This window comes from Citrobacter enshiensis (assembly GCF_029338175.1).
GTDB classification, from domain to species: domain Bacteria; phylum Pseudomonadota; class Gammaproteobacteria; order Enterobacterales; family Enterobacteriaceae; genus Citrobacter_D; species Citrobacter_D enshiensis.
This window is the reverse complement of record NZ_CP119862.1, coordinates 483,109-499,301: the sequence shown is the minus strand read 5'-3', so window position 1 is coordinate 499,301 and position 16,193 is coordinate 483,109. Positions and strand designations below refer to the sequence as shown.

At 49.7% G+C, this 16,193-nt stretch carries 14 protein-coding genes; 8 read left to right on the top strand and 6 right to left on the bottom strand.

Going from position 1 to position 16,193, the window contains the following annotated elements; all coding sequences use genetic code 11:
• The first annotated feature begins 22 nt into the window (after positions 1–22).
• From hpf to yrbL, 5 genes are all read left to right on the top strand, one after another.
• Positions 23–310, top strand: a complete 288-nt coding sequence (hpf, locus tag P2W74_RS02380; RefSeq protein ID WP_162379340.1) for a ribosome hibernation promoting factor — start codon at positions 23–25, stop codon at positions 308–310.
• A 118-nt stretch (positions 311–428) separates the two neighbouring features.
• The gene (ptsN, locus tag P2W74_RS02375; protein WP_276293742.1) at positions 429–920 is read left to right on the top strand and encodes a PTS IIA-like nitrogen regulatory protein PtsN; all 492 of its coding nucleotides are present in this window, start codon (positions 429–431) and stop codon (positions 918–920) included.
• Positions 921–965: 45 nt separating this feature from the next.
• Complete coding sequence (gene rapZ / locus P2W74_RS02370) at positions 966–1,820, top strand: RNase adapter RapZ (protein WP_162379338.1); 855 nt, start codon at positions 966–968, stop codon at positions 1,818–1,820.
• On the top strand, positions 1,817–2,089 hold the full coding sequence (gene npr / locus P2W74_RS02365) for a PTS phosphocarrier protein NPr (RefSeq protein WP_012135339.1): 273 nt from the start codon (positions 1,817–1,819) through the stop codon (positions 2,087–2,089). The genes rapZ and npr overlap by 4 nt, the downstream gene beginning before the upstream one ends.
• Before the next feature lie 312 nt (positions 2,090–2,401).
• Positions 2,402–3,034 carry a PhoP regulatory network protein YrbL gene (gene yrbL, locus P2W74_RS02360; protein WP_276293741.1) on the top strand — a complete coding sequence of 211 codons (633 nt, stop codon included), beginning with the start codon at positions 2,402–2,404 and terminating at the stop codon, positions 3,032–3,034.
• Positions 3,035–3,144: 110 nt separating this feature from the next.
• Here yrbL and P2W74_RS02355 read toward each other — a convergent pair whose 3' ends face one another.
• Positions 3,145–4,083, bottom strand: a complete 939-nt coding sequence (locus tag P2W74_RS02355) for a PQQ-dependent sugar dehydrogenase family protein (RefSeq protein WP_276293740.1) — start codon at positions 4,081–4,083, stop codon at positions 3,145–3,147.
• A 6-nt stretch (positions 4,084–4,089) separates the two neighbouring features.
• Positions 4,090–5,478, bottom strand: coding sequence for a phosphoglycerate transporter PgtP (gene pgtP, locus P2W74_RS02350; protein ID WP_276293739.1), 1,389 nt, complete (start codon positions 5,476–5,478; stop codon positions 4,090–4,092).
• 465 nt (positions 5,479–5,943) lie between these two features.
• Between pgtP and P2W74_RS02345 the strand changes: the two genes are divergently transcribed.
• The 3 genes from P2W74_RS02345 to pgtA are packed head-to-tail and all read left to right on the top strand — an operon-like array spanning position 5,944 to position 10,429.
• On the top strand, positions 5,944–7,176 hold the full coding sequence (locus P2W74_RS02345; protein ID WP_276293738.1) for an ABC transporter substrate-binding protein: 1,233 nt from the start codon (positions 5,944–5,946) through the stop codon (positions 7,174–7,176).
• Complete coding sequence (pgtB, locus tag P2W74_RS02340) at positions 7,173–9,140, top strand: two-component system sensor histidine kinase PgtB (RefSeq protein ID WP_276293737.1); 1,968 nt, start codon at positions 7,173–7,175, stop codon at positions 9,138–9,140. The genes P2W74_RS02345 and pgtB overlap by 4 nt, the downstream gene beginning before the upstream one ends.
• A gap of 2 nt (positions 9,141–9,142) precedes the next feature.
• Positions 9,143–10,429: a two-component system response regulator PgtA gene (gene pgtA / locus P2W74_RS02335; RefSeq protein ID WP_276293736.1), complete on the top strand. Its 1,287-nt coding sequence runs from the start codon at positions 9,143–9,145 to the stop codon at positions 10,427–10,429.
• Positions 10,430–10,545: 116 nt separating this feature from the next.
• Here the strand turns inward: pgtA and mtgA are convergent, their stop codons facing one another.
• The 4 genes from mtgA to mnmL form a co-directional block, all read right to left on the bottom strand.
• Complete coding sequence (gene mtgA / locus P2W74_RS02330; RefSeq protein WP_276293735.1) at positions 10,546–11,274, bottom strand: monofunctional biosynthetic peptidoglycan transglycosylase; 729 nt, start codon at positions 11,272–11,274, stop codon at positions 10,546–10,548.
• Positions 11,271–11,924, bottom strand: coding sequence for an isoprenoid biosynthesis glyoxalase ElbB (gene elbB, locus P2W74_RS02325; protein ID WP_276293734.1), 654 nt, complete (start codon positions 11,922–11,924; stop codon positions 11,271–11,273). The genes mtgA and elbB overlap by 4 nt, the downstream gene beginning before the upstream one ends.
• A gap of 231 nt (positions 11,925–12,155) precedes the next feature.
• The gene (gene arcB, locus P2W74_RS02320) at positions 12,156–14,492 is read right to left on the bottom strand and encodes an aerobic respiration two-component sensor histidine kinase ArcB (RefSeq protein WP_276293733.1); all 2,337 of its coding nucleotides are present in this window, start codon (positions 14,490–14,492) and stop codon (positions 12,156–12,158) included.
• Between the two features lie 172 nt (positions 14,493–14,664).
• Positions 14,665–15,600 carry a tRNA modification radical SAM protein MnmL/YtqA gene (mnmL, locus tag P2W74_RS02315; protein ID WP_276293732.1) on the bottom strand — a complete coding sequence of 312 codons (936 nt, stop codon included), beginning with the start codon at positions 15,598–15,600 and terminating at the stop codon, positions 14,665–14,667.
• Positions 15,601–16,193: the final 593 nt, after the last annotated feature.

Genomic DNA, 16,193 nt, shown 5'->3' with positions numbered 1-16,193 from the left:
CCCAACCGATAAGGAAGACACTATGCAGCTCAACATCACTGGAAATAACGTCGAAATTACTGAAGCTTTGCGTGAGTTTATTTCAAGCAAGTTCGCTAAGCTTGAACAGTATTTTGACCGGATTAATCAGGTCTACATTGTGTTGAAAGTGGAGAAAGTGACCCACACCTCGGATGCGACACTGCATGTGAACGGCGGCGAGATTCATGCCAGTGCCGAAGGTCAGGATATGTATGCCGCTATTGACGGATTGATTGATAAACTGGCCCGGCAATTAACGAAACATAAAGATAAACTGAAACAACACTAATTGTCCGGGCAGTTAACGGGTGCAGGACGGCCTGTTGTGAAGCACAACAGGCCATTTGTACAGTTAGCGCTCCGAATCTGACCCGTCAGTTGGATGGGGCAGGTTCTTAGGTGAAATTATGATAAATAACGATTCGACTCTACAACTGAGCAGTGTACTTAACCAGGAATGTACGCGCAGTGGCGTCCACTGCCAAAGCAAAAAACGCGCGCTGGAAATCATCAGCGAACTGGCGGCAAAACAGCTCAGCCTGCCCTCTCAGGTGGTGTTTGAAGCCATTCTGACGCGTGAGAAAATGGGCAGTACAGGGATTGGTAACGGCATTGCAATCCCGCACGGGAAGCTGGAAGAAGATACGTTACGCGCTGTCGGCGTGTTCGTACAACTCGAAACGCCTATTGCTTTCGACGCTATAGATAATCAGCCTGTCGATCTGCTTTTCGCCCTGCTTGTTCCCGCCGACCAAACCAAAACGCATTTGCATACGCTATCTCTGGTGGCGAAACGTCTGGCGGATAAAACTATCTGCCGCCGCCTGCGTTCAGCCCAAAGTGACGAAGAACTTTATAAAATCATCACTGACACCGAAGGTGGACAGGATGAAGCATAACAACCCAATGGCATCCCTTTTTGTCGTTGTGAGGAGAAACGGTACATGGTACTGATGATCGTCAGCGGTCGTTCAGGGTCAGGTAAGTCTGTCGCCCTGCGAGCGCTGGAAGATATGGGTTTTTACTGCGTGGATAACCTTCCCGTAGTGCTGTTGCCCGATCTGGCCCGAACACTGGCCGATCGCCAGATTTCTGCGGCCGTCAGCATCGATGTGCGCAACATGCCGGAATCGCCGGAGATTTTCGAGCAGGCAATGAATAACCTGCCGGATGCCTTCTCCCCTCAGTTGTTGTTTCTCGATGCCGATCGCAACACGCTGATTCGCCGTTACAGCGACACGCGCCGCCTGCACCCGCTGTCCAGCAAGAATCTGTCGCTGGAAAGCGCCATTGATGAAGAAAGTGATTTGCTGGAACCCTTGCGTTCCCGTGCAGATCTGATCGTTGATACGTCCGAAATGTCCGTGCATGAACTGGCAGAGATGTTGCGAACTCGCCTGCTGGGTAAACGTGAACGCGAACTGACGATGGTCTTCGAGTCTTTCGGCTTCAAGCACGGTATTCCGATTGATGCGGATTATGTGTTCGATGTGCGCTTCCTGCCTAACCCGCACTGGGACCCGAAACTGCGCCCAATGACGGGCCTGGATAAGCCGGTCGCCGCATTCCTCGACAGGCACACAGAAGTACACAATTTTATTTATCAGACTCGCAGCTATCTTGAGCTATGGTTACCGATGCTGGAGACAAACAACCGCAGCTACCTCACCGTAGCCATTGGTTGTACTGGCGGGAAACACCGTTCGGTGTATATTGCAGAGCAGCTGGCAGACTACTTCCGTTCTCGCGGCAAGAACGTACAGTCACGCCATCGTACGCTGGAAAAACGCAAAACATGACCGTGAAGCAAACTGTTGAAGTCACGAATAAGCTGGGTATGCACGCCCGGCCAGCAATGAAACTCTTTGAATTAATGCAGGGTTTTGAAGCTGAAGTATTGTTACGCAATGATGAAGGGACTGAGGCTGAAGCAAACAGCGTGATTGCGCTACTGATGCTGGACTCAGCCAAAGGGCGCCAAATCGAAATCGAAGCCACCGGCCCCCAGGAAGTGGAAGCGTTGGCGGCTGTCATCGCGTTGTTCAATTCAGGGTTCGACGAAGACTAAGCGGCGTTCCTCTGCTATAGCGTCATATCCCCCGAGAAACACCGTCCAGCCCGGCATGCGTAAGCTTACCGGGCTGGATTGCCTGTATACACGCTGATACTGTGCTTCGCCATTCGGCAAACCCGCGATGTTCACCTCCTCCGCGGTGCCAAATCCCCCCTGCCTACTGTTACACTCAGACATCACTTGTACATTTAGTGCGCTTTTCTGCCCTGTAACAATATTAAGAAAACCTTAAGACCGATCGTTTAGGATTCATTTAAGTTGGAAGGTCATACTGGATTTATGTCAGAAAACATTTCCAGAGATCTCATGATACGTTTATCCCAACAGATCCCCCTGGGCACCGGAAGACATCGTAAATGTTATGCGCATCCGGATGATGCCCAGCGTTGTATTAAGATCGTCTACCACAATGGGGATGGCGGCGACAAGGAAACCCGACGCGAGCTGAAATACTACGCGCACCTGTCACGCCACCTGAAAGACTGGAGCGGTATTCCGCGCTATTACGGGACGGTGGAAACCGATTGTGGCACAGGTTACGTCTACGATGTCATCGCCGACTTTGACGGCAAACCGTCCGTCACGTTGACGGAGTTTGCTGCCCAGTGCCGCTATGAAGAAGACACCGTGGTCTTGCGTCAACTCCTGAAGAAACTCAAACGCTACTTGCGTGACAACCGCATTGTCACCATGACCCTGAAGCCGCAGAATATTCTGTGTCATCGCATCAGCGAATCAGAGGTGATCCCGGTAATTTGCGACAATATAGGAGAGAGTACGCTTATCCCCCTGGCGACCTGGTCAAAGTGGTTTTGTGAGCGTAAACAAGAAAGATTGTGGGAACGGTTTATTGCCCAACCTGCACTCGCGGTAGCGCTGAAGAAAGACGCGCCGTCGAAAGACAGAAGCACGCTGGCCCTGTCTTCCCGCGAAGCGTAACTCAGCCAAACGCCGGTTAAGCCAGGTTCGAACTTGAATGTTAACGGGCTAACCTAATCGGCATGGGTTTGCCATAATATCGGCAAACCCATGCACTATTTCTCAATCCATCACTTCATCGCGTCTACGGACTTCACTAACGCTTGCGGTTTTAGCAACTCCGTGGGAATGCTGGGTATTTTACTTACGATCACTTCTTTGCTGTTGCGGGTGATACCATAAATAATCCGATCTGGTGAGCTACGATCCCAGGCCCAGGCCTGCCCTTCAAATGGCACGTTGATGGTAGCCACATACTCCAGTATTGAACCGGTTTCCGGCAACCGCAAAACATAGAGTTCTTTGGCATCGTGACCCGTGACGTATAGCAGGCCGTCAGGACCCCAACCGCCGCCGGAACTACTCTTCGGCGCCATTTTTGCCAAAACGTTCGATGGAAAAGCCCAACTCTCCAGTACGCGACCTTCGTTATCAAATTTGACCAGCGCCGTATAGTTATGATCTTTTCCAGCCTCGGTTCCTTTTTCGTCATAGTTGGCGAATCCGGCCCACCAGTAACCGCGATAAGGAAAGACCCAGGTTACTGAACCGTAGTTGAATCCCATAAAACCAAAGCTGTGATTGCCAACGTGAGACATATCATGGGTACTAAACATTTCCATTGAGCTTAACACCGGCCTGCTGGAATAGTTGGAGTGTGAACAATATAAAACGTTGTCCTGCGCGTAACAGGAGTTGAAGTGTTTGATATTATCGCCTTCCTTCCCATGCCATACAGAAAGGGGTTTACTACCGCCTTTTTTCGGGTATTTGGCGATAGTTTTGTCGTCAATGGCGTAAATATAGCTGGCATCTACTGCAACGCCCTGACGCGCCTCCTCAATGGGAAAACGTGATAACTCTGTCGCATTCAACGCATGATCTTCCGCCGATGCGAAAGATGCGGATAGCAGGACCAACGAAAAAAGACCGATCTTCTTCAGCATCATTATTCCCTCTTGAATAAAGATAAAAGAAATAGCGAGGTTTACGTATTGAGCAAACCTCATTAAGGGTTAGTTTCTCTCGGCCTGAAGGCCCTTAAGGTCGCTGCTCTCATCTCCATTCTGGCGCTGACGTTCCAGCTCCAGAGCACCAAAGTGCGTTAGAAAACAAAAAATGATGCAACATATGACGCCGACAAGCAGCAGGTAAAAACCCCCATCCCAACCCACGTGATCAACCATGACGCCAAACAGACTCGTTCCCAACGACGCGCCAAGGATATAACTCATGAAGCCACGCAAGCCGACGGCGGAACCGACAGCGAAACCAGGAACAATTTCCATCGTCTGCACTGATGCCAGGAACTGTGGTACATAAATCAGACAACCGACACAGGCGGCGAAAATAGTAATGCTCAGCAAAGAGTCACTCTTCCAGTAACCCAGCAGGCAGAAAAAAATTAAAACCATGCTGATGATAGCGGGCGGCATACGACGACCACGGAACAGCTTATCGCTCAACCAACCCGCCAACAGAGTGGTAGGGATCGCGGCCCATTCAAAAATCAGAAATGCAGTACTCATTTCCGCTTTGGTGAAATGCTTAACGCTTAATAGGTAAATCGGTAACCAGCTGATAATACCGAAACGAACCATATAAACGAAAACATCGACAAAGGAAACAAACCAGGCATTTTTGTTTTTAAGCACGTAAGTGCAAAAAATCTGCCATGAACTCATATCTTCAGGTGCACGATCATCTTTTGCCTTGACGGTGACATCATTCGGAACAATAGTGCTCAAAGGTGGTAACCCTTCACTAACTGGAGAACCTTTCCCTGATATCAATACAACCGCCGCCATCACAACAGCAACCACGGCCGGAACGACGTAAGTGGCTATTTTCCAGTGCTCAGTCCCTACCAGCGCGAATGCACAGCCAACAATGGGTGCAACAATACCACCACCGACGTTGTGAGAAATATTCCAGACCGCGCCGACAATACCGCGCTCTTTACGCGGGAACCAGTTAGCGATGGTGATAAACGATGGGCCGACCCCCATCCCCTGAAAGAAGCCATTCAGTATGATTAATCCAGCAAACATCCAAAAGGCAAAACTAAAACCTAGCGCGAAGTTAACCAACGCACAAAGTACCAGTCCCACGGCCATATAAACTTTGGGATTTGCTTTATCCGCCAGACTACTCATAATACCTTTACTAATACCATAAGCTATCAGCATACAACTACTAAGCAGGCCGATTTGCGTGGCTGACAGATTCAATTCCTGTTTCAGATAAGGTGTGGAAAGAACGAAGTTATTTCTGACAATATAATAAGAGAGATAGCCGATAAATACGCTAAAAAGCGCCTGCATACGATAACGATTATAGGTATTTTTAATTTCGCTATCCGGCACTTTATGTGTAGCCACTTTTGGCTTCAATAAAGAGAGCATAGATCACCTTCCTATTTTCATAGGGTTAATTTAGATAACACTTACTTTATGTAAAAATACATAATGCCGTTCAATAGAAATCATTTCAGACACACTCAGCTATTTTTCCTGACTGTCAGCATTAATTTTCACATTTGACATTAATCGACCATAACTAAGTTCAAATGGCCATGCTGATAATGAAGAAAGACGGCGAAAAGTACAATACTCTACTAATGAGTCAAAAATAACTCAAAAAAGAAATCCACATATGCCAATTATTTCCCATAATGCTTTTACAGACTGGATTATCACAACGACTTAATCAATAATGTGCAATATAAGGTTCAATACAAAAAAATGAGTTCATTATCTATTGTTTTATAATTTTGAGAGCAGTCACATATTTTATCCGTAGCAGTTGCCCGATAATAAAGCAGCCAAAAAACAAAAAACATCACAAGCTCATCAGGGTTATACTCCGAAATGATTTACGTTTTACAAAGAGTGCTATTAGGTTGTTTCTTGTACGCCAGCGTCGCCTCCGCAAACGAACTGGTGATCGCCACAACGCTCTCATCGGAAGCGACGGAACATATTATCAATCAATGGCAAAAGCAGCCGCAGGCCGTCAAAATCCGCACACTGAACCGTACCAGTTCGTCTATTGAGCGCCTGCTTGAAAATCCATTGGGTGAAAATATCGATTTGGTGTTGAGTTCATCCCCTATGTTATTGCAGCGACTGCAAAGCAAAAACCACCTCCAGCCGTTTAACAATACGATGGAGACCAGCCGGAAGCTGGTGCCGGAATCCATCCGGGCGACCACCGTCGCCGTCGCCATTTCCGGTTATGGTATTTTGATGAACGTTAGTCGCCTGGAAGAAAGAAACGAACCAATGCCGACCACCTGGGCAGCGCTGAGCCAATCGCGATATCAGGGAACGCTGCTGATGAGTAGCCCATCACGCTCAGATACCACGCACCTGATGATCGAAGATCTGTTGCAACAACAAGGGTGGCGAGAAGGCTGGAATACCTTGTTGAAGATTGGCGGCAATCTGGCAACCATTTCATCGCGCAGTTTCGGCGTCGCCAACAAGATAAGCAACGGGCTTGGAGATGTAGGGCCGGTGATCGATAACTACGCTAACGTGTTGCTAAACAATCCGTCTTTACACTTCATCTATTTTCCGACCTCTCGCGCAGCCCCAATGTTCACTGCCATAACCTATGACAGCAAGCATCCGCAGGAAGCTGGGCGTTTTATCGATTTTCTGCTGAGCCCAAAAGGGCAACAGGCTCTCAGCGATTCCGACTCGGGAAAATACCCCGTTTACCCGTTACCACCCGATAACCCACAGGCAGAACAACAGTCGCAACTGTTCTCGTCACCCTCTCTCGATTATCCGCTGATCATGCAACGCCAGAAACTGATCCAGCTTATGTTTGACAACGCGATCACCTTCCGCCTTACCCAACTTCAGGATGCCTGGAAGGCGTTGTACGCAGCAGAGAAGAAGCTGAAACATCCACTTCCGGAAATTCGGGGTTTGCTGACCGCGGTTCCTGTTTCACCAGAACAGGCCGCCGATCCGGATTATTTATGGCAATTTGAACAGAAATCGGGATTTCGAGAAACGCAGATGATGGCATGGCAACAATTTTTTCAACATCAGCAGCAACAGGCGATGACACAAATTGAGTTGTTAAAATGAAGCGGTTGCTCACCATTGGTACGAGCTTACGACTGGCATTCGTTTTCAGCGCAATCCTGACGCTATTCGTCAGCGTAGTCAGTCTTTACTCATGGCATGAACAGAATTCCCAGGTACGCTATGCGCTCGATGACTACTTTCCCCGGATTCAGGCATCATTTCTGTTTGAAGAGAACCTGACGGCACTCGTTAACGAGTTCAATGAACTACAACAGACTAACAACACCAACAGCCGCATGCAGGTCAGAATGCAGATTGAACAACGTCTGCAAAAAATTCAGGCAATAAGCCCACATCTGGACCCTCAGCACCAAAATGCACTGAGCCAACAGGTCATCAATAGCCGCAAACTACTCGACAACCTGGATAAAGCGTTATATGACAATAACCAGGAAAAGGAAAAACTTTATGTTATTTCCTCCAGAATCAACTGGTTACATGACGATTTCAACAGCGAACTGAACTCACTCACCCAGGACTTAAGCTGGCAACAGTCATCCCTGCTAAATCAACTTAGTCGGGAAAAAGATCGCCGCGAAAACCAAATACTACAAAAATCGCTTCATGGCGTGCAGGATGAACTGCAGTTGGTCTTCACGCTCTCCCACATAGAAGCCCAAATCGTCGACACCCTAAAAGAAATCGCTAACACTAACGACGCAGAAAATGAATCATTAAACCAACACATAAACTACCTCAACTATTTGAAACACAGCGTTGATGAAAACGTTCGCGCATTGTCCGTTTATTCAAGTACGATCACACTGCACCAGACTGTTTATTCGCTGCTGGAACTTGGCACACAGCAAAACTATCTGCCCGGGACTTTGGCGACCAGACGGCAGGCTCAACAGACACTAGAGAGTACCATCAGAGAAAAAGAGCGTGTGCTGATGCAAATACGCGGACAATTGGAAATGCAGTTGGGGAACAGCCACCAGCAGCTACAAACATTCAACCTGAGATTAGAAAAAATAATGCAAATTAGCGGGTTGCTGATCTTTGCTGCAATGGTGACAGCTCTGCTATTCGTGATCCTGGTAAACTATTTTTATATTCGTCCCAGAATGATCCGCCGATTCAGGCAACTCAATGACGCCGTCGTCAAACTTAGCAATGGGGAACTGAACGCTGATATTACCGTGTCCGGCACTGATGAACTCGGCAGAATCGCTAACCTACTACGCCAAACAATTGAGCAAATAAACCAGCAGCAGCGCCAGTTGGAACTGGAAATCTGCGAACGGATCGCTACTGAAAAACATCTGCGTACTGCACAAAGCGAATTGATCCAAACGGCCAAGCTGGCCGTAGTCGGTCAAACAATGACGACGCTCGCGCATGAGATCAATCAACCGCTGAACGCGATGTCCATGTATCTCTTCAGCGCCGATCGTGCGCTGGCGCAACAAGACGTTACCTCCGTGAAAAATTACGTGGAAACCATGCGAGCGTTGGTCGAACGCATTGACAACATCGTTAAACGACTACGTAGTTTTGCACGTCGCCGTGATAGTGAGCTTGTCTGCGAAGCCATAAATCTACAACAGGTTATCGAATCATCATGGGAACTTTTGGCGCTGAAGCATCGCCCGCTGAAGGCGACCCTTAGCCAACCAAGCGACTTCCCTCCGGTCTACGGCGATGACGTCCTGATTCAGCAGGTGCTGGTCAACCTATTTACTAACGCGTTAGAAGCGCGCCAAAACGAACCTCCGTCCATTACCATTGACTACGAAGTTCATGCCTCCACACTAACGCTTTACGTTGCCGATAACGGAAAGGGATGGCCGCTACAACTGGCCGATCGGCTCCTTATGCCCTTTACCACCGATAAACCCGTCGGTCTGGGGATAGGTCTTTCTATCAGTCATTCCATTATGCATCAGTGCCAGGGAGAGTTGGACATTGCGTCAACACTGGACCGCCATGCGCTGGTTATTCTACGTTTCGGGAGGCCCTAAGTATGTCAAACGATACCCCTTCTATCCTGCTGATCGATGATGATAGTGACGTCCTGCAGGCCTACAGTGAACTCTTACAGCGCGAAGGCCATTCAGTTTGCACCTGCAACGATCCCACACAAGCATTAGTGCTACTTCAGAATGAATGGCCAGGCATCGTAGTTTGCGACGTCTGCATGCCAGACATTTCCGGTATGGTGTTATTGGAAAAGCTGATGACTATCGACACCAGCCTGCCCATTCTGATGATTACCGGACACGGCGATGTACCGATGGCCGTTGAAGCAGTAAAAAAAGGCGCTTACGACTTTTTGCAAAAACCGGTTAATCCGGAACAGCTCCTGATGCTGATTGAGAAGGCTCTGAAGGAGCGCAGTGCCTATATGGAGCAGAAAAAATGGCGCAGGTCTCAGTTCAATCAGCATTTAATCGGCGACAGCAGTTGGATACGCCAAACACGTCAACGATTAGAAACACTGGCGGAAACAGCGCTCCCTGTCTGTTTTTACGGTGAGCCGGGTACCGGGAGAACTCTGGCAGCGCAGTATCTTCATCAGTTCAGCTCCCGCAGGGACAGTCCGCTAATCAACCAGACGCTGAGTGCTAATAGCACACAGTTGCTGGAGGAGTGGGTCAAAGCAGCCGAGGGCGGCACGCTGTTGCTTAAAAATATTGAGCACCTTACGCTGGAAAACCAGCGTTACCTGCTCCAACAACAAGAACGACCACAAGACAGATCGTTTCGCCTCGTTGTCATCAGCCAGACGCCGCTAGCTGAATTGGCTGCGGCACAGAAACTTACGGCAGAACTCTATTATCTTTTTTCCCTCACCCACATCGAATGTCTTCCGCTGAGCCAGCGTCCAGGAGACATTGAACCGATATTCAATCATTACCTGACACTTACCTGTAAGCGATTAAATCGCCAACCGCCACTACTGGGAAAAGCGTTCATGAAACGGCTGATGACCCGAATCTGGCCGGGTAACATCATTGAGTTGGTCAACGCTGCGGAACTGGCGGCTGTCGGTGTACTCATGCTTGAAGATTCCGCCAATCTCCAGGTCATGGACGCCAATTCAACACCACTGGATGAACGCGTCGAAAGCTACGAACGGCAGATTATTATCGATGCTCTCAATATCTATAAAGGGCGCATCAATGACGTCGTCGACTATTTCCAAATTCCAAGAAAAAAGCTCTATCTGAGGATGAAAAAGTATGGGATCGATAAAATGGATTTCCGCTATGAAAAAAAAGCAGGAAGAGGGAAAAAAGAAGAGGAATAACTGGGGCATCGTTTCCCCCTACAGCTACCATTCAAACTTGCTCTGATTATTCCTTTAATCAAAAATTCGGGGTCGCAAATACGTGTGTAGTTCAATTCACGTATTCAGCCATTAGTTTAATGAAGACGGTGGCGGGTCATAAATGACTCTCCGCCTAGCTGGCGCATCTGGCGAAGGATCCACGCCTGACGGCTACGCACATAACCAGAAGGTGCACTGGCTTTAAACCGCAAAGGATTTGGCAGCACTGCGGCCAGAAGCGCCGCCTCCGACATCGTTAACCGGCTGGCGGGTTTGTGAAAGTAATGCTGTGCGGCAGCTTCCACGCCAAAAATTCCGTCCCCAAATTCCGCAATGTTCAGATAGACCGTCAGAATACGCTTCTTACTCCAGACCGTTTCTATCCCTAACGTTAAACCGGCTTCCAGACCTTTACGCACCCAACTGCGACCATCCCACAAGAACAGGTTTTTCGCGGTCTGCTGCGATAACGTAGAAGCACCGCGAATACGGTTCTCATTGCGTTCATTGTGCGCCAGCGCTTTCTCAATGGAAGCCATATCAAATCCCCAATGGTCGGGGAACTTCTGATCTTCTGCGGCAATCACCGCCAGCCCCATCCACGGAGATATTTCGTCCATGCTGACCCAGTCGGAATGCGCCACGTAGCCAAAGTTGCCCTGCAACCATGCGCCAATTTGCCGTTCCACCATGACCGCCGAGAAGGGCACCGGCACCACGCTGAAAAGCACGATCCCGCCGCCCCAAAAAACCGCCAGCACGATAACCGCGCGCAGAAAAAAGCGCTTTAGGATAGCCAGCGGTATACCGTGCCCTTTACTCATTCGGTTAAAGCCAGTACGCGCGACACCAGTTTTTCGATACCGAGTGCCGCCTGAGCAATATCCTGCGCCAGCATATAGGCGGGCGTGGTGACAATTTTGTTGTCTTCATCGACCACAATGTCGTCGACCGGGCACGGCACATGCTCTGCGCCCATATCTTCCAGCACTTCAGCCGTATCAATATCGGTACCGATGGTCACACGCAGCGGAAAATCGAACATTTTCGGTAACATCGCGGGTGCAATGCACATGAATCCCAGTGGCTTACCGGACTGATGCATCGCCACCGCCAGCGCCGCCAGATCGCTGTCGACCCGGCATTCACTGCCCTGGCTGGCGAAATTACTCAGGTTTTTCGCTGCCCCAAAACCACCAGGTACAATCAGCGCATCCAGGTCGCTGGCAACGGCCTGAGCCAGCGGGCGAATATCGCCCCGCGTAATACGCGCCGCTTCAACCAGAACATTGCGTGAGTCCGCCATCGCTTCGCCAGTCAGATGATTAATCACATCCGTTTGCTGCCTGTCAGGTGCAAAACAGATGGCCTGAGCGTCATTACGGGCTATCGCCAGCAAAGTCAAAACGGCTTCATGAATTTCAGAACCGTCATAGACACCACAGCCACTGAGCACTACACCAATTTTTTTCATCGTCATCGTCCTTTTCGCATCTGACTGAAACGCATTAATAATTGTAATAAAAATGCTACGCTTCACACATTTCGCTGTTTCGTGTAACAAAATATTTAAGATGTTGCTATCTTAACTGCGTGCGGCCTGAAAAACAGAGCTGCGCCCTTGTAAATCATCATTATAACTTACGGCGCAGCCACGATTTCCCTGGTGTTGGCGCAGTGTTCGCGCACCCCGGTCAAGCCGGGGTCATTTTTTTCCAGCGTTTGCCACCCAGGCTTTCAGTACGGCGACGTCGTGCTGCCACTCCTGCTTCATCTCTTCAATCCATTCACCCACGTTATCTTCCCAGGCCGGGAGATCCGGTGATTGAATTTGCTGACCGAGCTGTTGCAGGTGTCGCAGGCCAACGGAACCCGCCGCACCTTTAATTTTGTGGCCTTCTTCAACAACACCTTTTTTATCACGCGCCGTCAAATTGGACTCCAGCACACTTAAATAACCCGGCATCATCTTCTCAAACACCGCCAGGCCATCGGTAATTAACTTCGGCCCTACCAGTTCGATGTACTGCTCTAACATCGGGATATCTAACAGCGCTTGCGATTTACTGCTTTCTTCAGGTGTCACAGTGCTCTCCTCTTTATCACGGGTATCCCAGTATTTTTTAATCATGGCCGTTAGCGCCGGAACCGACAACGGCTTGCTCAGCACATCGTCCATTCCCGCATCCAGGTACTCTTTTTTGTCTTTCAGCACGTTGGCGGTCAACGCCACCAGCGGCGGCAGCTCTTCCCGCGCATAGCGCTGGGTGAGCTCTCGGGAGATATCCAGTCCGGTCATGTCCGGCAATTGAATATCCAGCAGCACCAAATCGTATTCACCCGGGGTAAACATCTCCAGTGCGGCTTTTCCGGTCATCGCCACATCCACGCTGTTCCCCAGTTTTTCCAGCACCGAGCGCGCGACAATCACGTTCAGTTCAATGTCTTCGACCAGCAGCACATTGAGCGCAGGCAGCGGTAACTCGTTTTCTTCAAACGCATCCTCCACCTCTTCCGCAACGGCGGGAGCATGCACGGTGAGCGTAAAGACAGAGCCGTGGCCCGGCTGGCTGGAAACCGTAATGTCGCCGCCCATGTTTTTGGCCAGGCGGCGAGATACGGCCAGACCAATCCCGGTGCCCGTCGCCGGTTTACCGCCGTGGCTGTCTTTCACCTGATAATACATGGCGAAGATTTTATCCTGCTCATCCTGCGGGATACCGATCCCGGAATCTTCGACTTCAAAGTGCAGCATATCCCCTTCATCAAAACGGGCCCGCACCGTCACCTGCCCTTGCTGGGTGAACTTCACCGCATTACTGATCAGATTCCACAGGATCTGACGCAGTCGCGTACCGTCAGTGATCACTTTATGCGGTAATGGCAAGGTCGGATCAAGGACAAAACGCAGCCCTTTTTGCTGGGCCTGCAAACCGGAGAGATTCTCAAGATCCGCCATAAAGCTGGTGAAATCTACCGGCTGGTTGTCCAGTTGAACCTTACGCCGCTCCATCTTATCCATATCAATAATATCGTTGAAAATATTGCCCAGCGTCACCGCTGAAACATGGATAGTCTTCAGGTATTTTTCCTGCTCGCTCGTCAGGTCAGTGTCGAGCAGAATACGGCTTAAGCCGACAATACCGTTCAGCGGCGTGCGTAACTCATGGCTGATGGTCGAAATAAATGTCGTTTTATCGCGGCTGGCGCGCTCCAGTGCGTCCTGATAGCGCTTGCGTTCGGTAATATCGCGGCCAAAGCCCATAAGACCGTGGCGCTTACCCACGCGGTCGTAATAAGGGACTTTGCGAATTTCAAAGCAGGCTTTGCGCCCGTCGGGATAATCCAGCCATTGCTCATAGGTCAGCGACACATTGTGGCGAAAGACTTTCTCGTCCGTTTCAATCACTTTCTCAGCCGCTTCTGGCGAGTAAACATCGATAGGTCTTAAATTTACCAGTTGCTTTTCGCTCTTCCCCGTCAGCAGTTCCATGGCGCGGTTGCAGCCAGAAAACTCTTTATCTTCATTACGATAAAAAACCAGGTCCGGAGAAGCGTCGAGGAAGGAACGTAAGAAGGAGGATTGCTGTTCAAGCTGGATTTGCGTCTCTTCGCGCTCTTTAATTTCCACCTTGAGCTGCTCAAACGTCGAGTGCCGTTCCGCTTCTGCTTTTTCGCGGTCAGCGATCTCCTGATTAAGCTGGGAAATATTGTCTTTCAACTGCACGTTGAGCTTGAGATCGCGTTCGCGCATCTCTTCCAGCTTTTGCACCAGACGCGACAAACGTTGCCTGGACTCTTCCAGTTGTTCCACCACCACCGACAAGAAATAGACCGCCCAGGGGGTGATTAGCAGGCCGAAAAAGATTGAGCGAATAACATCAATACTTTCAACCTGACCATGCAATACCATGGTGACAGCCATCTGCACCACGATGGCCAGCACGACCAAAGCCAGCGCTAACAGCAGCGAAAAGCGCACCAGACCTAATTTCATCATCAGGTCGACATAGTACTGCGCCAGCATACGGATTTGCTTCATAGAGGGTTCCTTCACGACAACCTGGCACAATAATACTCAATTCTGAGCAAGGCGTTGAAGAATGTGTGAAAAATACGTGAATGGCGCCATCTTTACGCCGGATGGCGGCTAGCACCTTATCCGGCCTGCGTTTCCCTGCCCAGGTCGGATACGCGCTGCGCCCCTCAACATATCAACGCACATTGTCAGGCATCACCCAGCTACGTCCCAGCGCCGAGCCCTGTACGCCGTGTTCATTCAGGTACTTATCCAGCTCCACCATCCCGGTCCAGCGGTTTTCGCACCACAGCGGAGCAAGCAACGTTGGCCGACGAGCGCTGGCAGAGATGCGGTGGAAAATCACCTCCGGCGGCGTATGGCGGATCATCTCGCCCGCGGTTACGGTGTAATCCTCCAGCGCAATGCCGCTTAAGCGCCCTGCTTCCCACGCCTTCGCCATGATGCTGCCTTTAACAATGTGCAGCGGGTGCAACTTAATACCATCGACGCCGGTTTCCACGACACGCTCCAGCGTCTGCAGACATTCGCTCTGCCCTTCTCCCGGCAGGCCGACAATCAGGTGCGAGCAGACTTTTAACCCGCGCTCACGGGCACGTTGAGTGGTGCGTTGATAACAGGCGAAATCATGACCGCGATTGATGCGGTGTAGTGTTTTGTCGTTTGCGGTTTGCAGCCCCAGTTCCAGCCAGACTTCATAGCCCTGGTCTTTGTATTCGCACAGCAGATCCAACACAGCATCGGGAACGCAGTCCGGGCGCGTGCCAACGCACAATCCCACAATGCTGGCCTGGCTTACCGCCTGTTGATACATCGAGCGCAGTACCTGTACTTCGGCAAAGGTGCTGGTGTAAGCCTGGAAATAGGCCAGATAACGTTTGGCGCGATTCACCAAATTCGCCTGGTGCGCGAGTTGCTCGGCAATGGAGTGATGCTGTTGTGCTTCATCGGCAAAAGAGGCGACATTACAGAAGGTGCATCCGCCACGTCCGATGGTGCCATCACGGTTTGGGCAGCTAAACCCGCCGTGCAGCGTCAGTTTATGAACCTTTTGCCCATAACGACGTGAAAGATCCCCACCAAACATATTGACTAATTTCTGTAACTGCATAATCTGATAGACCGCGCCTTGAAAAGAGGCCAAAGCCTGCCATTTTTAGCCTTTGTCGGCGATGACCTGGATCAATCGTCACGGCAGCCTTTTATTAATTGCATAACCAATCAAAATAAACGAAATTTCATTCAAAATAGCCTTAATTACTTTTCCTTATCTTTAGCCCTTTTTTTCATCTTCTGACGGCTTCAGGGTAAAAACAGTATCATGAAACGCCTGCCATCCATAAACCAGCATAAAATGCTGACTCTCACGGTTAATCAAGCTGAGATAGGGGCCAACAGCCCTTCCAGACAGTGAGACAGATCACACTCTCCGCTCCGTTTACCGAGCGTTAAATCAATGTAAAAAGTCTATTATTTTCAATGCATTCAACACATTAATCGACCAATAGCACATTTTTGCATAAATAAGATTGCCATTTGACCTGTGTGTGGATTCCCGATAAGTTGGAAATCCGCTGGAAGCTTTCTGGATGAGTCGTGTGCTCATCATATTTATGCAGTAATTGAGATTCCCTCTGACAGCAAGTCCTCAAACTTGTTTGACCTACGCGAAACGGATGAAAGAGGGCGAATGCGAGGTAAGCG